We start from the raw sequence: 23,298 nt of genomic DNA on the forward strand, positions 1-23,298 counted from the left end.
ATGAAAAACTATATAAAACTATTTTTAGCGGTATGTACTATAAGCGTAGTGAGCTGTGAAGATGTTATCGATGTTGATGTACAGACCGATACCTTGCGTTTGGTAGTAGAAGCTTCGTTAGATTGGGAAAAAGGAACTACAGGTAATGATCAGAGCATTACATTACGTACGTCTACACCATTTTTTGACACCCAAAGTACCGATGTTATCGGAGCAGAAGTTAACGTGACCAATAATAGTACGGGTGAAGTGTACCCTTTTACTGATCAGAATAATGGCACCTATACAACCACTACATTTGACCCTCAGATATACGTAACCTACACCTTAGAGATTATATATGATGGTGAACGCTTTACTGCAGAAGACACATTGCGACCTGTACCAAATATAAAGGAGGTCTACCAAGATACGGAAGACGGATTTGATGATGAAACTATAGAACTGCATATTGTGTTTGATGATTTTCAAGATGAAGGAGATAGTTACTTTTTTAAGTTTGAAAGACCACAAGATCTTTTACCAACACTAGAAGTAGGAGACGATGAATTCATTAACGGAAATGAGGTAGATTGGTGGTACGAGATTGACGATGATGAAGATGAGGAAATAAAACCATTATTACCTGGTGATATAGTAACTATAAATATGCACAGTATTTCTAGACCCTATTATAATTATATGGATATCGTAATTGATCAACTTGGCGGGGTGGGTATTTTTGAATCTACACCAGTTGAAGTAAAAGGAAATTGTATTAATACTACTGACCCAGAAAATTACGCTCATGGTTATTTTAGAGTTACTCAGAAAAATTCGGTGATATATACGGTAGAGTAGAAGATGCTGAATGTATTAATAGAAAAGCCAAGTCTTTTTAGGGCTTGGCCTTTTTGCTTTTAGATTATGTGTTTAGATTAGTATTGGCTCAGATAAAAGAAGAATTTGTTTGTCCTTGCTTTAGTTCTTTGTTATGGTGCGTTTTTTTTCACACTAATTGTCCATTCAGACGTGTCCAATTCCATAATTTCGCATCTACTCCAATTCATAAACTCTTCACATTCAAACTCTAATTTATCTCCATTCCAGTTTTTAAATTGAATATGAGCCATTTTAAATGGACTTTGAATTATGTCCATTTCCGATATTGATTTTCCCATTTTTAGAACTTCATCGTAATCATAAAAGATGAAAATGCCATCAGGCGTAACTTCCATTCCTTGAAAATTGGGTTAATCTTCAGTTTCTATTATGTTATATTCTTGAAAATCCAGTCTATATAGATAATCTGACGTCAGAACAATTATTTCATTTAGTTGTGTTGAAACTTTTACAGCTTTCGGTAAGCCACGAAATTGTCCAACAGTTTCAGTTCCAATATCATCCGTAAACTTAATCCAAGTCCAAGATTGAGAGTTCCATGGACTTTCCATATCGTAAATCCGTTCCTTAAATTCTCCTGAGTATGGTTGGTTTATTATTTCTACTCTCACAATATTAGATTAATTTTTTTTTGAATTTAAGAATTCAGATGTCTTACCGTTCCAATAACATTTTTCACATCTACCATTTTTAAATTTATGCTTACAGTTTTCATATCCATATAAAAAATGCGAACAGTTAGGGCATAAGGCTTTCATTTCTGAACTATTTATATAAAATTCAGAACTACATTCATTACATTTTTTAATTTCTTGTTTCATTTTGCAATGCACCACAACGTACGGATATATGTACAATTACACATATCCCAATTTTAAAAGTAATCTAATTCGCACCCAATATAAAACCTAATTCTTAACAGTTATAAACAAATAATTAACGGTCTCTTTTCAAATTTTAAACTCACCACCAAACAATAAAAAACTTCTCAAATTCAGAATCACCTTTCTTCATCCAGATCATAGGAGAGCTTTTGTTTTCAAGTCTTTCTTCAATTATTTCAATAACAGCATCATGAGAAACCCATGCTACTTCTTCAAAAGGATTAAACACCCACTCACTTTTAGTAGGTATGTAGAATTTACATTCAATAAACTCCGGAGAATTGAATTTTTCCATTGGTAACCAATAGCCCACATTGCAACGGGAGTTTATTGGTGAAATATCTAAGGAAGCGGTTTTATAGGGGTGAAACAGTTGTGCTTTGTAGCAAACTTGTTGTTTAATGTTTGTAGTATCTATTCCTTCCGTTAAAAGTGCAGAACGCCCAACATCTGTATGTAATAATAAAAACTGTTTGTTCTTAATTTTCTCTAGTTTTTTATAAAAAGCATCACTTCTATTTGGTCCTACTAATTGATGAATAGGATTCTCAATTGCTGTATCTATCAAGTAAAATTTATAGGTAAGTTCAACATGTATCAGTTGTTGCGTGGTTGCCTCTTTGAGTATGAAATCTATTTCTCCAATGGTCTGTTTTCCGTCTCTTATAGGCATATTATGCAATAACACCTCATATTCATCACTTGCATCTAAAAGTTGCTTACATACATATTCCATTTGATGTCCCAACCGTAAATTTTCAGGTATTAGGATAGGAGATAAGTCGGTTAATTCAATAATCGGGAATTTAAACTGTTGAATTCCAAACTGCTTATATTTCCAAATTGGTGGAGTGCAAAGAAAGCCTTTAAACTGTTTTTTTACTTGTTCGTTTAACATCACTCGCCTAATATAAAGGAAATAAAAACTTTTGTCCTTTTTTATTAAACGCTAAGGAAAATTAATTACAAGTAATTTCACTAAAATTCATACTTGATATAGCATCAGATTTACTAACTGAAGAATTAAAAAGTACAAACTTATCAATAGCATGACCAGATGATCTTGCAGATATTTCCATAATATAAATGCCTGGCTCATTAAATTCTACAAAAACGTTATGTGCATTATTATCAAATGTGCTAGACTGCCATTTAAAGTCTAAATTATTTCCACTTCTGTATATTTTAAACCAGCCATCTTTAGATGCACCTTCTGGATTTGGTGTTTTGCCAATATCACGAGGATAAACGATACTTGTTCCATCTCCGTTTTGTGCATAAAAATCGGTGGCATCGTTAAATCGTAACCATGTATCGTTATGGTCTGAGCCGTTATCACCTATTTTAATGGCAGAATTCCATAAAAATTGATATGTACCTGAATTTTCAATTTTCAGTTTATAAGTAGCTATTCCGTTTCCTGGATTGCCTAAGCTTTGTTCTCCTTCCCAAACCATAAAAGTGACTTCTGAATCAGTACTACCTTCAGATTTCAATTTCCAATCTTCGGTAAATACAGCATTTTCAAATTCGATAAGTAATAGTCCGTCTTTTTCATTAAAAATAAAATTGGTTGGATTATCACACGCTATTTGCTCTGGAATGTCTTCGGTTGTTACTTCTGGTTCTTCCTCTTCAGTTGGACTTTCTGTAGATTCCGTTTCTAAAGATTCTGATAAACTATCATTGGTACAGCTTGTACCTAATACGAATATCGCTATCAAAACATAAAAAAAATTAGAGCTCAACTTAAGTAACATATCTATGGAATATATAATTATAATACTGTGTAGAGAATAACGATTTATATGTACGGTATATTTTTAATGATTTTGTTTTTCGATGAAATTCAGCGATTATCTTTACTTTCATTAATCTTTTCAAATAAATAAATACTTGGCAACCTTAAACAACAACGTTAACATTTCCCAAAAGCCGTGGGCATCCACCGTAAAAGTGTTAATTTTATAGTATGGCTATGAATGAAAGAAAAGGGTTCCGCTTTGAAACTTATGAAGCACCCGAACAATCGATTTTTGATAAGCTGTTTGATATTTTTCAAGAGCTTATTACGCATACATCCGGAGATTTTGACGAAGCTATAGATTGGTTACGTGAATTGGATAAGGAGTATGAACTTACTACGGAAGATTATACCATTGAAGACTTTATTGAAGATTTAAAGGCAAAGGGTTACATACGCGAAGAGTTTAAAGATGGCGGTGGTGATGCCCAAGATGGCGAAGAAGGTTCTGGTGGTGGAGACATTTCTATTACCGCAAAAATGGAACGCATTATTCGTCAACGTGCTTTAGATCAAATTTTCGGTAAACTGAAAAGGAGTGGTGCCGGTAATCATAAAACCGGTAAATCGGGACAAGGAGATGAGCATACTGGAGACTTAAGAGAGTACCGTTATGGCGATGGTCTAGAAAACATATCTATGACAGAGAGTATTAAAAATGCTCAGATCAATCATGGTATGGGTAATTTTCAACTGAGTGAAGATGACCTTGTTGTAGAAGATACGCAGCACAAAGCGCAAATGAGTACTATTCTAATGATAGATATTAGCCATAGTATGATCTTGTATGGTGAAGACCGTATTACTCCCGCTAAAAAAGTGGCGATGGCTTTGGCAGAATTGATTACGACGAGATATCCGAAAGATACACTTGACATTTTAGTTTTCGGTAATGATGCCTGGCCCATACCGATTAAAGATTTGCCGTATTTAAAAGTAGGTCCTTATCATACCAATACCGTTGCGGGATTACAATTAGCGATGGATATGCTTCGTAGAAAGCGCAATACCAATAAGCAGATTTTTATGATCACCGATGGTAAACCTAGTTGTCTACGCATGCCTGATGGTACCTATTATAAAAATAGTGTAGGTCTAGATGATTTTATTGTGGAGAAATGCTACAATATGGCGCGACAGGCACGTAAGTTGCATATTCCTATCACGACTTTTATGATTGCCCAGGATCCTTATTTAATGCAGTTTATTCGCCATTTTACCGAAGCAAATAAAGGCAAGGCATTTTTTACCGGATTAAAAGGATTGGGTGAAATGATATTTGAAGATTACGAAGCTAATAGAAAAAAAAGATTGAAATAAGACTAAGAAAATTTTATGAAATTAGATTATAAAAAAATACATACACTAGGGGAGTTAAAAGTTGCCGGATATAAAACAAAGAGTGTAAAAGACGAATTACGAGATAACCTTATTGAGAAAATTAAGAAAGGAGAAGATGCTTTTCCTGGAGTTTGGGGTTATGAAGATTCTGTTATTCCTGAATTGGAACGTGCCATACTTTCTCGCCATAATATAAATTTGTTAGGTCTACGTGGTCAGGCAAAAACACGTTTGGCGCATTTAATGGTGAATCTGTTAGATGAATATATTCCGGTTGTAGAAGGTTCGGAAATCAATGACGACCCCATGAAACCGATGTCTCGTTTTGCAATGGAACTCATCAAAGAAAAAGGTGATGACACTCCTGTTACTTGGATGCATAAGGATGAACGTTTTGCTGAAAAGTTAGCCACTCCCGATGTTACGGTAGCAGATTTAATTGGTGATGTAGATCCTATTAAGGCGGCGAACTTGAAATTATCTTACGCAGATGACAGAGTGATTCACTTCGGAATGATTCCTCGTGCGAACCGTTGCATATTCGTAATCAATGAACTACCCGATTTACAGGCTCGTATTCAGGTTTCTTTATTTAATATATTGGAAGAAGGAGATATTCAGATTCGTGGTTTCAAACTGAGATTACCGTTAGATATTCAGTTCGTATTTACAGCTAACCCAGAAGATTATACCAATAGAGGTAGTATTGTTACTCCGCTGAAAGATAGAATTGGTTCTCAGATTTTAACGCATTACCCAGATGATATTGAAATTGCTAGAAAAATTACAGAGCAAGAAGCGAAGTTAGATTCTCGACAAACAGATGCTGTCTATGTACCAGATTTAGCAAAAGACTTGTTAGAGCAAATTATTTTTGAAGCTCGAGATAGTGAGTATGTAGATGCTAAAAGTGGTGTAAGTGCCCGTACTAGTATTACCGCCTTTGAAAACTTATTGAGTACTGCAGAACGCAGATCATTATTAAATGGTGGTAACCATACGATGGTTCGCTTAAGTGATTTCTTGGGTATTATTCCGTCAATTACCGGAAAGATCGAATTGGTTTACGAAGGTGAGCAGGAGGGAGCAGACGGAGTTGCGGCTATATTAATTGATGATGCCGTTAAATCTTTATTCCCTAAATACTTTCCTAAAATCAATAAACTGGAGCGAAAAGATGAAGAAACCGTTTATGACGAATTGTTGCATTGGTTCTTTCAAGGTGAGGGAATTGAGTTAATGGACGATTTTACCGATGAAGAATACAAACGTGCTTTAGATAGTATTCCCGCATTAAATCAGTTGTTAAAAGAACACCAACCAGAGTATGAGGTTAAAGATGTTTATTTCTTAAAAGAGCTCTTACTCTGGGGATTGGTCTCCTACAAAAAATTGAACAAACAGCGCTTTACTGATGGATTTGAATTTAAAGACTTGTACAGTAGTTTCTTAAAAGATATTTAGTAAAAAAGCCCTATCCAAATCGGATAGGGCTTTCTCTTTTTCACAGCAAAATTAATATTATTGTAATTGATAAGCAGGTAGTTTAAATATGAAAGAACTTCCTTCATAGGGTTTGCTTAAAACTACTATGGTTGTATCATGTAAATCCATAATTTTTTTGACGATGGCTAAACCTAATCCTAGTCCTTGTTTCCTGGTATGTTCATCAACTTGTTTGTAGCGATCAAAAATAAAGGGTTGATCATTTACGGGTATTCCGTTACCAGTATCGGTTATATTTATTTCAATCTGATTACCCATTTTCACCAGACCTAAAGTAACCTTACCATTAGGCTCAGTATATTTAATGGCATTTTCAATTAAATTCTGTAGCGCTCTTTCAACCAAACCTATATCTGCGTAAACCATACAGTTGTCTTCAGGGTTCTCTAATTGTAATTGTATTTGATTCTGTTCAGCCAATAGCTTGAATTTAGCTATTAGATCATGCGATAGTTCTGTAATTGAAAATGGCTCTTTAATAGGGGTTACTTGTTCAGCCTCTAATTTTGAATATTCAAATAACTGATTAATTAGACTTGAGAGCTTGTCTATATTATTATGTGTAATCTGTAAATATTCTTCTTTTTGAAGCTCGGTAAGCGAGTCTTTCTTAATCTGTAGTGTTTCAATATACCCTTTTAAAACAGCTAGCGGTGTACGTAAATCGTGAGAGACATTTGCAATTAACTCTCTTCGTAGATTATCTACAGATTTCATTTTATCCATGTTATCTACAATGGTATCTGCCATTTCATTAAAAGACAAGGCTACCACTTCAATATCTGATTGCTCAGGATTTTTTATTCTAATATCTAAATCACCTTCTTGAAATTTACGTACCGTCTGGGTAATTATTCGAAGGTTTTTGGTTAAAAACCAAATGCTTAATATTCCTACTAGAGCTGCAAAAAGCATGGTTAATACTATTGCACCTATACTTAGTTTGGTAAAATACGTTCCGAAGAGGTTATCACTTATGAGTGCTAATTCTTTACCTGCTACGATAATATAAATATAGCCTTCATGACCATCGACAGAAAAAGGTGCGGCAGAAAAGATATTTTGAGTATCAGAGTTCAGAGGGTCATCACCTAAAATAAATTCATCGCCCTTGGTTTCAATAAACTTATGTATTGGTTCTAGAGATACCGACTTCATCGGCTCATTGTCATTGTGTTCGAGCACCACAGAATATAGAATGTCACCAGATTTGTCTAAAAGATAAACTTCGATACCACGATTTACAGCCATCATATCGTGCATAAGATCTCCGAAAAGTTCTTTATTTACACTGCCATCTTCTAAAAACGGAGCGGCATTTTGAAACTTTTCTTGAATTACATGGTTTGCCACATTGGCATTAATACGCTGTGTAATAGCTTGGTTGTAATTCAACGTTAGGTAGCCGGTAATGAAAATATACGAGGCTCCCATCAGCACAATCAAAAATATGAAAGCGCCCCATAGTTTCTTTACTAATTTCGGAGTAAGGGTTTTATTGTTATCTATCATGCCATTATCTCTTCATTAAATTTATACCCAACGCCCCAAGTCGTTAAAATGTAATTTGGGTTTGCCATATCAGATTCTATTTTGGCTCGTAACCTGTTGATATGAGAATTTACGGTGTGCTCGTAGCCTTCGAAATTATATCCCCATATAATATTTAACAATTCGGTTCTGGTATAATTTCTACCAGGGTTCGATGCCATTAACACTAATAATTCAAACTCCTTGGGCGATAATTCAATTTTATAATCACCTAAAACTACTTTTCGCTTATCAATATCAATTGAAAGTCCTTCTGCCAAAATAATTGAAGTATCTGGCTGTTTCAGTTCCACTTTATTAGATCTGCGAAGTACTGCCTTAATTCTTGCTAAAAGCTCTCTAATACTAAAAGGCTTCGTCATATAATCATCTGCACCTATCTCTAAACCTAAAACACGATCTATCTCTTCAGATTTAGCGGTTAACATAATTACAGGCGTGTTTTTGGTGGAACGAAGCTTTCTACAAATCTCAACTCCGTCTAAGCCGGGTAATGTAAGATCTAAAAGAATTAGCTCATAATCGTTCTCCAAGGCTAAGTTTAACCCTTCGTTACCGTCCATCGCCATAGTGGTTTCATAACTAACATCAGAAAGATGTAGTTCTAATAGCTTAATGATTTCAAGATCATCTTCAATAATAAGTATACGTTTCATAATCAATTACGAATAAAGAAAAAAAGTATCACAGAAAAATCACAATGAATAGAAAATAGCCTATTTCATTGTAATTTAGCTGATAAGTCAGTCGATTATTACCTTGATAATTACAGCGCTAGCTGAATTAAATAGCATTTTTTCGTTATAATTCTGAAGATTAAAAGCAATTGTAGAGAAAACATTTTGTGATTGACATCACTTATGACAACATATTCCAAATAAAAAGCCCTAGATAATTACTTACCGAGGGCTAAATATATTTTTAAGTTTTAGTTATTTCCAGTGGTCAACATGTTGATTCATATCATCGAATATATACGTACCAACCATTTCTTTTCTATATACTACCGCTAAAAGTGTTACCAGTAATAAGACTGCGTATAATGTCAGCATTAAATATCCGATAGGTAAGAAGGTGTCAGGTATAAGATGATTTTCAAAATCAGAGTAACTAGACAATACAATAATAGTTTCTACCAATTTATATAGATATACTAATGATATGATATAAAGAATATATTCTAAAGTTCGCATTGGTGGGTCACTTAATTCTTTCTCTTTAATTTTAAACCAGAGTACATATAGAAAGACGAAGTGTATAATGGATAAAATAGGAAATATGTAATTATCAATTTTAAAAAAGTAAAACTTATTGGTATATAATCCATAAAAACTAAAGATATTCAATAAAAAAAGTACGACAATTGAAACAATTAAGGTTCTTTTCCAAGTAAATAATCCTTTGATAGAATTCATAAAATTTAGTTTTTATGGTCTAAGGGTAACCATAGTTTCGCTGCAAGTAATGGTATGATTTTGGTTTTGTCCAAACAAATCGACAAAAGGCTAACTTTGTTGTTCAAGACCTTTATTTTAAGGTAACCGCACACTAATATTACTATATTTTTTAAACATTAACAATAATTTACCTATAATAATTCTGTAGGAATTAATAGTGTAATAATCTATCTAAAACTGGGTTCTACAGGTGATGGGTAAGAAGACAATTTATATGATGTGTTTAGTAGTTATGAGAATGTAATTACATTTACAAAATGAAGAAACAGCGTTTTTGTTATTTAGTACGTCTGCAATATTTAGGCTTTAGATTTAATGGTTGGCAGGTGCAACCTAAACTACGTACCATTGTAGGCATGCTCGATAAGACTTTCACCTTTTTATACCCCGATATATCCTATAAAATTTTGGGTGCTGGTAGAACCGATGCAAAAGTTTCTTCATTAGATGGTGCATTTGAACTTTTCGTTGAAGAACCTTTAGAAGACTTAGATGTATTTATACAGGATTTCAATAAAAACCTTCCCTCAGATATTCGTTTACTTTCAATAGCACCTATTGGTCAAGATTTTAATATTATAAAGGATAGTAAAACGAAAGAGTATAATTACTTCTTTTCCTTCGGATGCAAAAATCACCCGTTTAGCGCACCTTTTATTACAAATTATCTAGACCATCTAGATTTGGAATTAATGAAGCAGGGAGCGTCTCTGTTTCAAGGCATGCATGATTTTAGCGTATATACGGCATCGATAAAATCTACTACAATTGCAGTTCGAGAAATTGAATCTTGTTGTATTGTTCCCAATGATATTTTAACAGCTAACTTTTTTCCTGAACACAGTTACATTTTAAAAATTAAAGGAAAAGGTTTTATAAGGTATCAAATTCGAATGATTATGGGCGCATTGGTGCAGCTTGGTAAAAATGAGCTTACTTTAAAAGAAATTAAGGCTTCTTTACTTACAGGGTCTACTCATAAACTAAATACTATTGCACCTGGTTCTGGTTTAATTTTAAACAAGCTTCAGTTCAATAACTAGTTTGTAGTTTAATATATTTATAAAAAATTGTTCATGGCAGTAAATAAGAAGCTCAACTTCCCTAAACGTAAAAAGAAAAAGTCTCGCCAGCAGAATAAGCTAGGTAAAGCACCGGGTACCATAAGTTACATGGGCGATAAAGAGCTTAGTGATAGTATAATTTACAGCACAACCTATAACTCTGATGGTTTTGAAACTGCCGAGTTTACAAACTTAGAGCACTTTTTTAAAGAGGAACGAGCAGATAAAATATCATGGGTCAATGTTGTTGGTATTACTGACGAACCTTTTATCGAAAAAATAGGCAAGCACTTTAATTTGAACCCTTTGGTGCTTGAAGATATCGTCAACACTGAACAAAGACCCAAGATCGATGAGTATGAAGATTATATTTTTGGGGTCTTTCGAATGTTATACATTTCTGAGGAAGATGAAATTGTCGGCGAGCATATAGCAATAGTTTTACATGAAAATACAGTTTTAGTTTTTCAAGAAGTGAAGGCTGATGTTTTTAACGGACTACGAGAGCGTATTACCGGTAAACTTGGTCGTATTAGAACTAGGGGAGCAGATTACCTGTTTTTTGCTTTACTAGACGCTATGGTAGATAATTACTTTTTAGCCATTGAAAACTTGAATAATAGAATAGAGAACCTAGAAGAAGAAGTGTATCAGAATCCTGAACCGATAGTCGCTAAAAATATTCAGCTACTTAAAAAAGAGGTTTTAAAAATTAGAAGATGGATTTATCCTGTCAAAGAATTGATAAGTAGATTGATAGATACCGAAAATAAGCTCATTACAAAAGACACGAAACTATTTTTACGTGATGTATTGGATCACACCATGGAAATTAATGAAAGCTTACAGATATATAGAGAAATGTCTATGAGTTTAATGGAAATGTATATGAGTAACATGAGTAATAAAATGAATGAGGTGATGAAGGTGTTGACCATTATGGCATCTATTTTTATTCCTTTGACCTTCATTGCAGGTATCTACGGTATGAATTTTGACCATATGCCCGAGCTTCATTATAAATACGGATACTACGTGGTTTGGGCTGTTATGATTATTCTCTTTATAGGAATGATGTTTTATTTTAAAAAGAAAAAGTGGTTGTAATCTTCATTCACAAACTTTCGTTTATTAGATAGTACAACAAAGCATTTCCATTAAAGATTAATTGTAATGGGTCATTCCTATTGCTACACATCATATATCTTGCTTATATCTAAAATATTAGATATGAGTGATTTAAGTACAGTATAGTGTTGTGTTTAAGTCTATTATTAACTACTATAATATATATGAAAATGAAAACTATTTATATGTCAATTGCGGGACTGTTCTTAATGACCGGCACTTTATTGGCACAGAATCAAAATCAAGAAGTATTGAATACCAAAATTTCTAAATCATACACCATTAACGACGGAAAGAAACTGGTAAAGAATACGGTAGTAATTACAACGAAAAGATTAAATACAGTAGAAAATGCTGAAAAGGACCAAGGAAAAGTAAACCAAGATAGAATAGTGGATAGTGTTTCGACCATTATTAAAACAGTTCAAATAGACAATGATGATGACGATGCTTTCGATGAAAAAATTGTCTTTAGCTATGAATCTAAAACTCCAGAAGATTTTGTTTTAGTTTCTAAAAATGACGAATTGGTTGTGGCCATGAATGAAGGAGAAAACTTAAAAATTGTTGAAAATTTGAGTTTAAAAAGTAAAGCGGCTTTAGATAATAAGACCACCTACATTTTTACTAATGAGCATGGTGAGAATTTAGAATTTCTAGTACAAGAGTACAGTAAATCAGTTGATACTGCGATGCTAAATGAATAGTACTTCGCTTTCATTTTAAAACAAAAAAGAGCCGTCTACACGGCTCTTTTTTTATATCCTATTTTGAAAAATATTATAATTCAAATAATTCTGATGATAAGTAGCGATCTCCGCGATCACAAACTATAGAAACAATTACACCATGATCTAATTCTTGAGCTAAGCGTAGTGCAACCGTCGCTGCACCGCCACTACTCATACCTGAAAAAATACCTTCTTCTTTTGCCAATCTCCGAGCCATATTTTTAGCCTCCAGTTCATTGACTTCCATGATGCGGTCTACTTTCTTTGGATTAAATATTTTTGGTAAATATTCTTGAGGCCATTTTCTTATACCTGGTATACTGGCATTATCGCTTGGCTGGACACCTACTATTTGCACATTGCTGTTTTTCTCTTTTAAGAAAGTAGACGTACCCATTATTGTACCTGTCGTACCCATCGAAGAAACGAAGTGGGTGACTTTACCATCGGTATCTTGCCATATTTCAGGACCTGTTGTATTATAATGAGCTTTCCAGTTATTTTCATTTCCGAATTGGTTCATCATTATATAACCTTCATTGGTAACCTTACTTTCCGCATAATCTCGAGCGCCTTCAATACCCACATCAGCAGACGTTAAGGTTACTTTGGCACCATATGCCCTCATGGTCTGGACTCTTTCCTTGGTAGCATTCTCTGGCATTACCAATTCAATATCTAGTCCGTATACACCAGCTATCATAGCTAAAGCAATACCGGTATTTCCACTGGTAGCTTCTATTAATTTATCGTTAACTGTAAAATCGCCATTGTCAAAACCGGTTTTAATCATATTGTAAGCAGCGCGATCTTTTACACTACCACCTGGATTATGACCTTCTAATTTAAAATACAGAGAAACATTAGGGTTTGTATTGAGAACTCGGGACTTTACTAGCGGAGTATTGCCAATAAGAGATAATAAGGTATTAGACATGTGGTAATGTTTTAATTTTTATTTCAGGTGTGTGAAAAACTGTGGAATGTGGTGGTACCGAGGCGGTAATCCAAGCGTTTCCTCCTATAACACTATTGGCACCAATAACGGTATCACCACCTAAAATAGTGGCATTTGCGTAAATGGTAACGTTATTATCTATGGTTGGGTGACGTTTGGTTTGCTGTAAGTTTTTAGCAACAAAGAGTCCGCCCAAAGTTACGCCTTGGTATATTTTGACATCATTCTTTATAATTGCAGTTTCACCAATTACAACTCCGGTACCATGATCAATATGAAAAGACTTTCCTATTTGTGCACCTGGGTTAATATCTACACCAGTTTGCCTATGCGCATATTCTGTCATTAATCTTGGTACTAAAGGAAAACCCGTTTTATATAACTCGTGAGCTAATCTATATACTGAAATGGCATAAAAGCCTGGGTAAGCCATATACACTTCTTCAATTGATAATGAGGCGGGATCACAATTTACCGTCGCTTCAGCATCAAGATTTAAGCTCTCTAGAACTAAAGGAAGTTTCTCTACATAATTCTCCCAAACCTTCTTACAAGGTTTATCGCTTTCCCAACAGGCTAAATTAACAAGTTCATCAAATTGCTTTTCAAGTACATCTAAACTTTCTGCTACTGGTGTTTCAATATCAAACAACATATAAAAAAGAAGGTCGGTAAATTTCTCCGTATTCTTTTTTAAACGAAATCTTAAATTCGGTTGTTTTTTGTGGGTATTAATCTTTTCGATTATAGATCGATGGTCCATGGGTCTTCATTAATTCATCAAAATTAACCAAATAACTAAAAGTACTTCTCTTCTTATGGTTAACTTTAGCTTAAAATCACAAGAGTTAGGTCGTATGTTAGAAACGAAGATTACAAAAAGCACTTTTCAATTTTTAAATAAGCTTAAGAAAAACAATAATCGAGATTGGTTTACAGAACATAAGGCGGAATTTAAAGCCGAGGAAACTAAAGTAAAGAGCTTTTTTAATCATATACTTGAAAAGCTAAAGACACATGATGAAATTGAAAAATTAAAAGTATTTAGAATTTATAGGGATGTTCGTTTTTCAAAGAATAAAACTCCTTATAAAACTAATTTCTCTGCTTCGTTTTCTAGAGCAGGTAAGCATCGTAGAGGTGGGTATTACTTGCAGGTAGCACCAAGTAACAGTTTTGTTGCTGTCGGATTCTGGAATCCTGAAAAGGAAGACTTATTGCGAATAAGAAAAGAGTGGGAGATAGACACTAGCGATTTGACGGACATTATCAATGATAAAAAATTTAACGCTATTTGGGGACCATTAGTTGGCGATGAATTAAAAACTGCCCCGAAAGGTTTTGATAAGGAAGATCCTAACATTGAATATATACGCAAAAAGCAATATATTTTCGTTAAGAATTTTACCGATAAAGAAGTCTTATCAGATGATTTTGCTAATAAGGTAAATGACAGTTTTGCTGCAATACGACCTTATTTCGATTTAATGAGTAATATTCTTACCACGAACCTAAATGGCGAATCACTTTTGGATTAAATCATATTTTTCAAAAAATTGAATTTGATCTTGCAATCTTTTAACGACCATATTCATCATTCTTTTATTCAGCGCAGACGAGTTTTGAATGTAGTTTTCGTATTCATCTACGGTAAAATGACCTATAATCATTCCTTTTAATGAATTTCTATATTTGATGTCTTTTTGTATGGCTTTTGCTATATAATCTAACCGTTTTTCAAGTTTTAGCTCGTAAAAGGTATTTTTCATTTTTTTAATGTAATTCTGAAAAGAAGCTAATAACAAATCGTTCTGAAATTTTATTATTGGTCGCAATGTTTCATTCTGAAACCGCTCATCATCACTCATGTCGGGCATTATTTTGGCAGAGGTAATTGTTGGTCGAATTGATTGCAATTGCTGTTTCCTGTCCATTTTTATGATTTTATTTAAAGGTACGTATTAGATAAAACTCATAATTATCACCGTAAAGAAGTTTTTAACCTGTTATGAACATTATTGTTTAAAGCAATAATTTGCATTGTAAATTAAAGTAATCATAAATCTCACTATCGACTATTATTAATATGTAACTAATTAATACTTCAATTGTTACTATTGGCAATTCGTAGTTGCTAAAGCATTGAAAATCGTAGTTTTCTTTTTTTTCAACATAACTTTGCACCGTAATTTTTTAAAAAGGAAACTATGAGATTTCATACAAGAAAATTAGTGAAGCCAGGTGATTTGAATTCTAACGGAACATTGTTTGGAGGTCAATTATTAGCTTGGATAGATGAAGAGGCCGCATTATATGCAATTATTCAATTAGAAAACGGAAAGGTAGTTACCAAATATATGTCTGAGATTAATTTTATGAGCGCCGCTGTAAAAGGTGACGTTGTTGAAATAGGAATTGAAGTTGTCAAATTTGGTAAAACATCGTTGACCTTAAATTGCGAAGTTCGTAATAAAATGAACCATGAGACAATAGTAACGGTCGATAATATAATTATGGTGAACCTTGGGGAGAATGGAAAACCGACTCCGCATGGTAAAACAAAAATTGAGTTCGTTAAAGATCGTTTAGCAGCCTTGGGTGAAGATTATTAAATCTCACCCAATATTTTCGCCTGAGCTTGAACCTCGTCTAATACACGCATAAGGTTACCGCCCCATAATTTTGCAATATCTTCTTCTGAGTAACCACGTTCTACAAGTTCTAAAGTTACATTGAAGGTTTCTGATGCATCATTCCACCCCTCAATACCGCCACCACCATCAAAATCTGAACTTATACCGACATGGTCTATACCTATTAGTTTCACCATATAGTCAATGTGGTTAACAAAATCGGCAACATTTACTGCAGGTGGCGCATCAGTTTTATTTTCAACCAAGCCCTTACCAATTTCAAGTACTTTAGGGTAGTTTTCCATAAAGGCTTCTTTTTCAGTATCAGATAAACCTGAGAACTGAGAACGCTCATACCAAGCTATTTCTAATGAATCGGCAATTTTTTGGTAAATAGATTTCATATATGCGGCTCTGGCATCATGCTTTTCAGTATTTAAATAAGAGCTGAACGCAACGGTTTGTACAACCCCGCCATTTTCTTTCATCATCATTAACTGCTCATCATCAAGGTTACGGCTGTGTCCGCATAACGCTCGTGCAGACGAATGTGATGCTATAATTGGTGCTTTTGACAATGCTATCATTTGCTTCATCGCTTCTTTTGAAGGGTGCGAAACATCAATCATTATACCTAGCTTATTCATTTCTACTACTGCTTCCTTACCTAAATCACTTAATCCGTTATGTAACCATACATCATCTGCTTCACCGGTATTGGAGTCAGAAAATTGACTGTGACCATTGTGCGCCAAAGAAATATAACGTGCCCCTAAATCATAATAGGTTTTAAATTGGGTTAAATCTGTACCAATAGGGTATGCGTTTTCAACACCTATCATTGCAACTTTTTTTCCAGCCCCAGCAATTCGTTTTACATCTGCAGAGGTTAAAGCCAATTCTATTTCATCGGGAGCAATTTCTTCACACAATTTATGAATAGCCTCAAACTTTTGAATAGCGTTCTCTTTTGCCTTGGCATAGCCATCATCCGTCAACGTATCTTGACCTGTATAAACGATGAGCCAAGAGACGTCTAAACCACCTTCTTTCATCTTCGGTAAGTTTACTTGGGTATCTAACCTCTGACTGTAATTTACACTGTCTGTAAAGTTTTTAACATTGATATCATTATGGGTGTCAATGGTTATTACATCATCGTGAATTCGATGTGCTTTTTCTAAGGTAGATTCCTCAATTTTTTCTTTTTTTTCTCCACAAGAGAAAATGGTTGTAAGACACAGAAAATAGATAAGCTGCTTCATGAAGTGAGTTTAGACCTACAATTTAAGTGTATTCACAACAAATAACCACTCTTAGGGAACATTTTATTGTTCTCGCAACAGTATTGATGCATTTTTAGGTAATAATAAAAACCAACCCCCTTAAACTAAAGAATATTTATTTATGTCAATTTCAAAAACTAAGGATTTACTTGGTCAATTAGCCCAACTTGAAAGAACCGTTAGCGAGTTCTCTTTTGATGAGTTAAGTGCAGACGATGCCAAAATCTTAAAAGGTTCATTTAACACCTTTCGAGCTAGTTTAGAAAATCATATTTACAAACCTAAAAAAGGTGCGGTTGTTTCGCATGCTATCAAAGCCTCTAATGATGAAAATCAAGAGATTTCACAAAAACAATTTATTGCGCATATAAGTCATGAAATTAGAACCCCATTGAACAGTATTATTGGTTTCGCCAATTTACTGAACGACGAAAAACTAACTAGTGGCCAACATAAAAAGGTAGATGCCATACAGTTTGCTTCCAATACATTATTAAAGCTTATAAATGAAGTGTTAGACTATTCTAAGATTTCTTCTGGCGTTTCTAATTTTGAAACGGTCGATTTTAACTTACATAGTTTACTTAAAGATGTTATGTTTTTATGTGAAACTTTGATCGTTGATCGCAAAATTGAACTTTTAGTGGAGATTGATGACAATGTACCTAAAATTATAAAGGGAGACCCTTCAAAATTATCTCAAGTACTGCTCAATCTTCTTGGTAATTCTGTGAAGTTCGTTGAGCAAGGTTTTATAAAATTAGAGGTATTTAGTAAAGCATCTTATGATAACCATTGTGTGCTAGAATTTTCTGTAGCAGATACCGGAATTGGGATTGCTAAAGAAAAAATCGATACAATCTTTAAACGTTATACACAAGCAGAAGCAAATACTTCAAGTAAATATGGCGGTACGGGACTCGGTTTAACGATTACGAAAGAAATTATTGAGAAACTTAAAGGAGATATAGAAATTGATAGTACCATTGATAGTGGTACTACGGTAACCTTTCGATTGCCTTACACTATTGGCAAAAACATAGGTTTTTCTAAAATATCGAAAAAACCATATAAAAATTTAAAAGGTCAGCATTTATTAGCAGGTGCTGAGATTATGGTTTTTGAAGACAACCAAATGAATTCACTTCTAATTGTTGAGCAATTAACAAAATGGGGTTGCAAGGTGCATGCAAATGTTTCTTTAACCGAAGGTCTAGAAATTCTTGGTTCTAGTAATGTAGACCTTATTCTTATGGACTTAAAAATGCCTAACCAAAACGGGTTTGAGGTTTCAAAAATTATTAGAACTCACGAAAACAATAAAATCAAGTCTACACCAATTGTTGCCTTTAGTGCAGATTTCACCGAAAAGGATAGTATAGAATGTAAAACAATAGGAATTAACGATTTTCTGTTAAAACCATACAGCTTAAACGATTTAATGACGACCATTTTAAAGAATAAAAAAAGTAAAGTTGAACTCGAAGATTTTTCTTCAATACTTCAAAAGCCAATGATAAAGCCTAAAGAAACCACGGTTGTTGATCTAAATCATCTATTAAAAGATTGCTTTGGTGAGATAGATATGTTGAACGAGCTAGTAAAATTATTTAAACTGAACGCCATCGAATTCATTGGTAATGTTACTATTCATTTAAAAACCGATAACCTAAAAGAGATTGCCTTATCTGCACATAAATTAAAAGCAGGTTTTGCTATGATAAAGGCTGACGGAATGCGAAAGCTAATCGTTGATATAGAAGCAAGTTGCAAAGCAAATAAGGTAGAAAAAGTAAAAGAATTGTATGAAGTTTTCTTGATCGATTATCCAGTATTGGAAGAGAACCTTACCGCAGAATTAACAGTAATGAACAAAAAATAATATGAGTAAAACCGTACTATTAGCAGATGATGACCAACTATTGGCCTCTTTATTAAATTTTAGGCTTAAAAAGGGTGGTTATGTAGTACACCATTCGGCTAATGGTAAAGAGGTAAAAGAATATTTAAAAAATTCTATGCCTGATATTATAGTGAGCGATATAATGATGCCTTATTGTTCTGGTATAGAGCTTATTGACTATGTACGAAACGAACTAAAATCTAATACACCCATAATTATTATATCATCAGCGGGTAACGAACAGAATGTTCTCACCGCTTTTGAATTAGGTGCAAATGATTTCATCACTAAACCAGTAAGTCCAACTGAATTATTAGTTAGAATAGCCAGAGAAGTAGAGAAGTAGAGAATAGAGAATAGAGAATAGAGAATAGAGAATAGAGAATAGAGAATAGAGAAGTAAAAAAAGATAAAATTTGTTGATTCCCCCTAATCAAATTAAAATATCGCTGATCACTGCACCAGAATTCAATTTAGAATATCTCTGGTGGCTGACTATATTATTTTTTGTATTGGCGGTTATCTATTTTATTGGCGTTTTTGTCATAAGAAATAATATCAACACAAATAACCATCGAACGAAAGATAAGAAGATTGAATTTTCCCCCATGATTAACGAATTTTTGTTTTTTGAAGATTCAAATTCAAAAGAGGAGAAAATGAACTATCTAAATCTGAAAGTTACTATTAGAGAGTTGATCAAAAACGATTTTGATAGAAATGTGCTTACAGAGGTTTTACTTGATCTTCGAAAAGATTTATCTGGTGAATCTCAATCCGTGTTAATTAAATTATATAAAGACTTAGGTCTACACCACGATGCTTATAAAAAAATTGGTAGTAGAAAATGGCAAGTCGTTTCTAGCGGAATAGTAGAATTGACCACCATGGAAGTTGATGAGTCATATGGACTTATTATAAAATTCATAAACCATAGACAAAGCACTATTCGTAAACAGGCAGAAATTGCAGTAGTAAACCTAAGAGAAGAAGGCATTAAATATTTTCTTGACAATACAAAGTTTAAGATTGCTGAATGGCAACAACTAAAGTTGTTAGATGTACTTAGGCATAAACCTAATTATACTCCGCCACAATTCGCACTCTGGTTGACTTCTACAAATACCCATGTAGTTTTATTTTCTTTACGTTTGATTAAATATTATAGTCAGAACGGTGCTGAACAATCTATCATAACGCTTTTAAAACATAAGAACCGCGATATTCAGGCAGAAGCTATTGAGTGTATTAAAGATTTTCATTTCGTGAGTGCTTTAACGACATTGAAATTAGTGTATTCAAAGGCTAGTCATGATATTAAAATAGCAATTCTTGATGCTATTGGGGAGCTAGGTACCATAGCAGACGTTCCTTTTTTAGAAAATTTACAACTTACTGAACGCCATTTTAATATTAAAGGAAAAGTTATTGGTACGCTTAATAAAATCGATCCAGAAAGAATAATGCCTACCAAAAATATTTCGAGATCAGATTTTTATAAAACAGAACCCAATATCGATTCTCATTATGTTGAAGATGAAGTAATTTCTGAAAGTATAATTGAAGAACCTTTAGAAAACATTGTAGTAGTTTCAGATGAAGAAATTATAATAGAAACCGTTGATGTAACCGATAATGGTAACGGTATTGTTGCTGCCGAAGAAGAGCTAAAAGTGGCAATAATCGAAGAAGATTGTATTGAAAATCTTGAAGAGCAATCGGATAACATAATCGATTCAACTACAATAAATACAGAGGTTGTAACTAATATAGATGAAATTGACCTCTCATTTTTACCCCATGTTCATCATGAAACTGAATGGGTAGAAAAAAATAAAATTGAGGAAGAAAAATTAGAACTGAAGCAACATATAGACGAAGAATTAAGCATAGATTTTTTACCATTGGTTACCGCAGAAATACCTATTAAAGCCCCAGTTTCGACTTTTACACAAGAAGAATTTGAACCCTTATTTGAGTTAGATGACGATTATAGCGAACATAAAAAAGTAATTGAAACTGCAATTTTAAATGACGTTATACCGACAAAAGAAATTGAAAGTATTGATTGGTCATCGATTATTGCTAATAATAATTTGAATACTACTATTGAAGTAGGTGATGATTTAAATCCATTTGATTCTCTTGAAGAAAATGCTGTGTTTGTCGCTAATTTTATGCCTCAAGAAGAATTGGATACTATGGTGTTGCTAGAAAATATTGCTGAACTTGGCGATTGTAGAGAGTTAACAATACTGCATGAAATTGCTAATAATAATACATCAGACCTCGTAATAGAAAGAGCTAATGAGCTTATTACGAAATTCTCATATGAGACACCTAGACCTAGCGAATTATTTTCAGGAGAAAATGCTTTAGCTGAAAGTGTATTTACCGACATCTATAATCTCGCAGATCAAGAAACCAAGCTTATACTTTTAAACGAAATTAAAAGTATTGGTGATGAGAAAGAAATCCATTTATTGGAAAGTATCATAAAAACTGCGTCTGAAAAACTTGTAGAACAGGCTACAGAGGCTTTAGAGTACATAAAATCTCAATTAGAAATTACCGAACAACCCGAAACAGAAACAGAAGAAAGATCACTTTTTGAGGTTGATTTTGAGTTAGAACTGAACGAGTCAATTAAAAGAAGAATAGCATCTAACGACAACGGCTCTACTTTATTCGATCAGTTATGTTCCTTGTCCAACTCCTTATACAAAAAGAAAAATGGATAGTGAACTATTTGGTGTGGTATTGGAATATATCAATTTTGTATTCTTTGTTTTTACTATGATTCTTTTTACACTATTTTCTCTAATGGCATATTTCTCTACCAGAAATTCTATTCATTACAGAAATAAAAACAGTTTTACAGATATTTCTAAAATAATGGCTTCTCCTTTAGCACCGACAATTACTATAATTGCGCCTGCGTATAATGAGGGACTCACCATTGTTGAGAATATTCGTTCATTATTATCATTGCAGTATGTAAACTACGATGTAATGGTAGTGAACGATGGTAGTAAAGATGATACCTTACAAAAACTAATTGATTCATATGACCTTGAAAAAATAGATGTTGAAATGGATCCCGACTGGAAATCTAAAACAGTTCGTGGTATTTATAAATCTAAAAATAGGGCATTTGAAAAATTAACCGTTGTTGACAAAATGAACGGTGGTAAGTCCGACGCTTTAAATGCAGGTGTATCTTTATCTACTAGCAAATATGTAGGGTGTATTGATGTGGATTGCCTATTACAGCCAGATGCTTTATTACACGTTGTTAAATCATTTTTTCAACGTTCTAAGAAAAGGGTTATTGCCGTTGGCGGAGTAATTCGTGTTGCCAACTCTTGTATCATTCAAGGTGGTAAGCTTGAAGAAATTAGATTGCCGACGAATTGGCTGGCACGATTTCAATTGTTAGAGTATACCCGTTCTTTTATATTAGGTAGAATGGCATGGGGTAGAATCGATAGTTTGCTAATTATATCAGGTGCATTTGGTTTTTTTGAACGTGAAATAGCATTGGCTGTAGGTGGTTATGATACAGATACTGTTGGAGAGGATATGGAAATCGTTTTTAAAATGCGTCGTTATATGCATGATAGAAAAGAACCATATACTATTGAATATATACCTGATCCTCTTTGTTGGACAGAAGTTCCTGAAGACCTTAAAATACTTGTAAATCAGCGTGACCGTTGGGCTCGTGGAAATCTAGAAACTCTGTTCAAGCATAAAGACATGCTGTTCAATTCAAAATATGGTAGGCTTGGTTTATTAAGTTATCCGTATTGGTTTTTCTATGAATGGCTTTCTCCGTTATTGGAGTTTTTTGGCTTTTTCACCATCCTACTTTTTGCCTACTTAGGTATTCTAAATTGGGAATTCTTCTTCATGATTACGTTGGCAATATTCCTGTTTTCTATCATGATTTCGTTTTACGCCATTCTTTGGGATGTGTATTCGTACAACCAATACCGAAAAACAAAAGATATTCTAATATTAATGGGTCTGGCAATTCTAGAACCTTTCATTTTTCACCCAATTGTAGTGTATGCTGCAGTTAGAGGGAATTATAAGAAATTATTTAAAATAAAATCTGGTTGGGGATCCCAAGTTAGAAAGGGTTTTGCAAAAGCATCATAATAAGCA

23 protein-coding genes are annotated in these 23,298 nt (G+C 33.6%); 12 read left to right on the forward strand and 11 right to left on the reverse strand.

What is annotated here, in order from left to right; translation table 11 throughout:
- Complete coding sequence (locus tag CLV90_RS10940; protein ID WP_133687518.1) at positions 1–840, forward strand: DUF4249 family protein; 840 nt, start codon at positions 1–3, stop codon at positions 838–840.
- Positions 841–971: 131 nt separating this feature from the next.
- Here CLV90_RS10940 and CLV90_RS19445 read toward each other — a convergent pair whose 3' ends face one another.
- From CLV90_RS19445 to CLV90_RS10960, 4 genes are all read right to left on the reverse strand, one after another.
- Positions 972–1,217 carry a hypothetical protein gene (locus tag CLV90_RS19445; RefSeq protein WP_243835373.1) on the reverse strand — a complete coding sequence of 82 codons (246 nt, stop codon included), beginning with the start codon at positions 1,215–1,217 and terminating at the stop codon, positions 972–974.
- A 15-nt stretch (positions 1,218–1,232) separates the two neighbouring features.
- Positions 1,233–1,493: a hypothetical protein gene (locus CLV90_RS19450; RefSeq protein WP_243835378.1), complete on the reverse strand. Its 261-nt coding sequence runs from the start codon at positions 1,491–1,493 to the stop codon at positions 1,233–1,235.
- A 352-nt stretch (positions 1,494–1,845) separates the two neighbouring features.
- On the reverse strand, positions 1,846–2,664 hold the full coding sequence (locus CLV90_RS10955; protein WP_133687520.1) for a DUF1853 family protein: 819 nt from the start codon (positions 2,662–2,664) through the stop codon (positions 1,846–1,848).
- A gap of 61 nt (positions 2,665–2,725) precedes the next feature.
- Complete coding sequence (locus tag CLV90_RS10960; protein WP_133687521.1) at positions 2,726–3,490, reverse strand: hypothetical protein; 765 nt, start codon at positions 3,488–3,490, stop codon at positions 2,726–2,728.
- Positions 3,491–3,738: 248 nt separating this feature from the next.
- Between CLV90_RS10960 and CLV90_RS10965 the strand changes: the two genes are divergently transcribed.
- A complete protein-coding gene (locus CLV90_RS10965; protein ID WP_133687522.1) occupies positions 3,739–4,890 on the forward strand; it encodes a vWA domain-containing protein in 1,152 nt (383 codons plus the stop codon).
- Between the two features lie 15 nt (positions 4,891–4,905).
- A complete protein-coding gene (locus CLV90_RS10970) occupies positions 4,906–6,375 on the forward strand; it encodes a MoxR family ATPase (RefSeq protein WP_133687523.1) in 1,470 nt (489 codons plus the stop codon).
- A 57-nt stretch (positions 6,376–6,432) separates the two neighbouring features.
- Here CLV90_RS10970 and CLV90_RS10975 read toward each other — a convergent pair whose 3' ends face one another.
- The 3 genes from CLV90_RS10975 to CLV90_RS10985 form a co-directional block, all read right to left on the reverse strand.
- Positions 6,433–7,929 (reverse strand): sensor histidine kinase, encoded by a 1,497-nt coding sequence (locus tag CLV90_RS10975; protein ID WP_133687524.1) that lies wholly within the window; start codon positions 7,927–7,929, stop codon positions 6,433–6,435.
- Positions 7,926–8,624: a response regulator transcription factor gene (locus CLV90_RS10980; protein WP_133687525.1), complete on the reverse strand. Its 699-nt coding sequence runs from the start codon at positions 8,622–8,624 to the stop codon at positions 7,926–7,928. The genes CLV90_RS10975 and CLV90_RS10980 overlap by 4 nt, the downstream gene beginning before the upstream one ends.
- 276 nt (positions 8,625–8,900) lie before the next feature.
- A complete protein-coding gene (locus tag CLV90_RS10985; protein ID WP_133687526.1) occupies positions 8,901–9,383 on the reverse strand; it encodes a hypothetical protein in 483 nt (160 codons plus the stop codon).
- 299 nt (positions 9,384–9,682) lie between these two features.
- Here CLV90_RS10985 and CLV90_RS10990 point away from each other — a divergent pair, with 299 nt between their 5' ends.
- The 3 genes from CLV90_RS10990 to CLV90_RS11000 all read left to right on the forward strand — a co-directional run bounded on the left by CLV90_RS10990 (position 9,683) and on the right by CLV90_RS11000 (position 12,324).
- Positions 9,683–10,468, forward strand: coding sequence for a tRNA pseudouridine synthase A (locus tag CLV90_RS10990; RefSeq protein WP_133687527.1), 786 nt, complete (start codon positions 9,683–9,685; stop codon positions 10,466–10,468).
- A 33-nt stretch (positions 10,469–10,501) separates the two neighbouring features.
- Positions 10,502–11,596: a magnesium/cobalt transporter CorA gene (gene corA, locus CLV90_RS10995; protein ID WP_133687528.1), complete on the forward strand. Its 1,095-nt coding sequence runs from the start codon at positions 10,502–10,504 to the stop codon at positions 11,594–11,596.
- A 191-nt stretch (positions 11,597–11,787) separates the two neighbouring features.
- Complete coding sequence (locus CLV90_RS11000) at positions 11,788–12,324, forward strand: hypothetical protein (protein WP_133687529.1); 537 nt, start codon at positions 11,788–11,790, stop codon at positions 12,322–12,324.
- Between the two features lie 73 nt (positions 12,325–12,397).
- On the opposite strand, the gene cysM is transcribed toward CLV90_RS11000, so the two are convergent.
- Together cysM and epsC are read right to left on the reverse strand one after the other, a co-directional pair.
- Positions 12,398–13,285, reverse strand: a complete 888-nt coding sequence (cysM, locus tag CLV90_RS11005) for a cysteine synthase CysM (protein ID WP_133687530.1) — start codon at positions 13,283–13,285, stop codon at positions 12,398–12,400.
- Positions 13,278–14,069, reverse strand: coding sequence for a serine O-acetyltransferase EpsC (epsC, locus tag CLV90_RS11010; RefSeq protein ID WP_133687531.1), 792 nt, complete (start codon positions 14,067–14,069; stop codon positions 13,278–13,280). Before epsC ends, cysM begins: the two co-directional genes overlap by 8 nt.
- 55 nt (positions 14,070–14,124) lie before the next feature.
- Here epsC and CLV90_RS11015 point away from each other — a divergent pair, with 55 nt between their 5' ends.
- On the forward strand, positions 14,125–14,844 hold the full coding sequence (locus CLV90_RS11015) for a DUF2461 domain-containing protein (protein ID WP_407943380.1): 720 nt from the start codon (positions 14,125–14,127) through the stop codon (positions 14,842–14,844).
- Here CLV90_RS11015 and CLV90_RS11020 read toward each other — a convergent pair.
- A complete protein-coding gene (locus tag CLV90_RS11020) occupies positions 14,830–15,240 on the reverse strand; it encodes a glyoxalase (protein ID WP_133687532.1) in 411 nt (136 codons plus the stop codon). The two genes, CLV90_RS11015 and CLV90_RS11020, sit on opposite strands and share 15 nt — an antisense overlap.
- Positions 15,241–15,513: 273 nt before the next feature.
- Here CLV90_RS11020 and CLV90_RS11025 point away from each other — a divergent pair, with 273 nt between their 5' ends.
- Positions 15,514–15,918, forward strand: a complete 405-nt coding sequence (locus tag CLV90_RS11025; protein WP_133687533.1) for an acyl-CoA thioesterase — start codon at positions 15,514–15,516, stop codon at positions 15,916–15,918.
- Here the strand turns inward: CLV90_RS11025 and CLV90_RS11030 are convergent.
- Entirely contained in the window at positions 15,915–17,204 is a 1,290-nt protein-coding gene (locus CLV90_RS11030; protein ID WP_133687534.1) for a dipeptidase, read from the reverse strand. The two genes, CLV90_RS11025 and CLV90_RS11030, sit on opposite strands and share 4 nt — an antisense overlap.
- Before the next feature lie 142 nt (positions 17,205–17,346).
- Here CLV90_RS11030 and CLV90_RS11035 point away from each other — a divergent pair, with 142 nt between their 5' ends.
- The 4 genes from CLV90_RS11035 to CLV90_RS11050 all read left to right on the forward strand — a co-directional run bounded on the left by CLV90_RS11035 (position 17,347) and on the right by CLV90_RS11050 (position 23,292).
- Positions 17,347–19,107, forward strand: a complete 1,761-nt coding sequence (locus tag CLV90_RS11035) for an ATP-binding protein (protein WP_133687535.1) — start codon at positions 17,347–17,349, stop codon at positions 19,105–19,107.
- A gap of 1 nt (position 19,108) precedes the next feature.
- A complete protein-coding gene (locus CLV90_RS11040) occupies positions 19,109–19,474 on the forward strand; it encodes a response regulator transcription factor (RefSeq protein WP_133687536.1) in 366 nt (121 codons plus the stop codon).
- A gap of 262 nt (positions 19,475–19,736) precedes the next feature.
- Complete coding sequence (locus tag CLV90_RS11045) at positions 19,737–21,869, forward strand: HEAT repeat domain-containing protein (protein WP_133687537.1); 2,133 nt, start codon at positions 19,737–19,739, stop codon at positions 21,867–21,869.
- The gene (locus CLV90_RS11050; RefSeq protein WP_133687538.1) at positions 21,862–23,292 is read left to right on the forward strand and encodes a glycosyltransferase family 2 protein; all 1,431 of its coding nucleotides are present in this window, start codon (positions 21,862–21,864) and stop codon (positions 23,290–23,292) included. Before CLV90_RS11045 ends, CLV90_RS11050 begins: the two co-directional genes overlap by 8 nt.
- The last annotated feature ends 6 nt before the right edge of the window (positions 23,293–23,298 follow it).

The sequence above is a fragment of the Maribacter spongiicola genome, from assembly GCF_004364165.1.
Taxonomy (GTDB): Bacteria; Bacteroidota; Bacteroidia; order Flavobacteriales; family Flavobacteriaceae; genus Maribacter; species Maribacter spongiicola.

Bases quoted from the DNA above. Each gene is read 5' to 3' on its own strand.
- CLV90_RS10940 (WP_133687518.1), top strand. From the start codon at position 1: ATGAAAAACTATATAAAACTATTTTTAGCGGTATGTACTATAAGCGTA.
- CLV90_RS19445 (WP_243835373.1), bottom strand. From the start codon at position 1,217: ATGGAAGTTACGCCTGATGGCATTTTCATCTTTTATGATTACGATGAA.
- CLV90_RS10955 (WP_133687520.1), bottom strand. From the start codon at position 2,664: ATGTTAAACGAACAAGTAAAAAAACAGTTTAAAGGCTTTCTTTGCACT.
- CLV90_RS10965 (WP_133687522.1), top strand. From the start codon at position 3,739: ATGGCTATGAATGAAAGAAAAGGGTTCCGCTTTGAAACTTATGAAGCA.
- CLV90_RS10970 (WP_133687523.1), top strand. From the start codon at position 4,906: ATGAAATTAGATTATAAAAAAATACATACACTAGGGGAGTTAAAAGTT.
- CLV90_RS10975 (WP_133687524.1), bottom strand. From the start codon at position 7,929: ATGATAGATAACAATAAAACCCTTACTCCGAAATTAGTAAAGAAACTA.
- CLV90_RS10980 (WP_133687525.1), bottom strand. From the start codon at position 8,624: ATGAAACGTATACTTATTATTGAAGATGATCTTGAAATCATTAAGCTA.
- CLV90_RS10985 (WP_133687526.1), bottom strand. From the start codon at position 9,383: ATGAATTCTATCAAAGGATTATTTACTTGGAAAAGAACCTTAATTGTT.
- CLV90_RS10990 (WP_133687527.1), top strand. From the start codon at position 9,683: ATGAAGAAACAGCGTTTTTGTTATTTAGTACGTCTGCAATATTTAGGC.
- corA (WP_133687528.1), top strand. From the start codon at position 10,502: ATGGCAGTAAATAAGAAGCTCAACTTCCCTAAACGTAAAAAGAAAAAG.
- CLV90_RS11000 (WP_133687529.1), top strand. From the start codon at position 11,788: ATGAAAACTATTTATATGTCAATTGCGGGACTGTTCTTAATGACCGGC.
- cysM (WP_133687530.1), bottom strand. From the start codon at position 13,285: ATGTCTAATACCTTATTATCTCTTATTGGCAATACTCCGCTAGTAAAG.
- epsC (WP_133687531.1), bottom strand. From the start codon at position 14,069: ATGGACCATCGATCTATAATCGAAAAGATTAATACCCACAAAAAACAA.
- CLV90_RS11015 (WP_407943380.1), top strand. From the start codon at position 14,125: ATGGTTAACTTTAGCTTAAAATCACAAGAGTTAGGTCGTATGTTAGAA.
- CLV90_RS11020 (WP_133687532.1), bottom strand. From the start codon at position 15,240: ATGGACAGGAAACAGCAATTGCAATCAATTCGACCAACAATTACCTCT.
- CLV90_RS11025 (WP_133687533.1), top strand. From the start codon at position 15,514: ATGAGATTTCATACAAGAAAATTAGTGAAGCCAGGTGATTTGAATTCT.
- CLV90_RS11030 (WP_133687534.1), bottom strand. From the start codon at position 17,204: ATGAAGCAGCTTATCTATTTTCTGTGTCTTACAACCATTTTCTCTTGT.
- CLV90_RS11035 (WP_133687535.1), top strand. From the start codon at position 17,347: ATGTCAATTTCAAAAACTAAGGATTTACTTGGTCAATTAGCCCAACTT.
- CLV90_RS11040 (WP_133687536.1), top strand. From the start codon at position 19,109: ATGAGTAAAACCGTACTATTAGCAGATGATGACCAACTATTGGCCTCT.
- CLV90_RS11045 (WP_133687537.1), top strand. From the start codon at position 19,737: ATGATTAACGAATTTTTGTTTTTTGAAGATTCAAATTCAAAAGAGGAG.
- CLV90_RS11050 (WP_133687538.1), top strand. From the start codon at position 21,862: ATGGATAGTGAACTATTTGGTGTGGTATTGGAATATATCAATTTTGTA.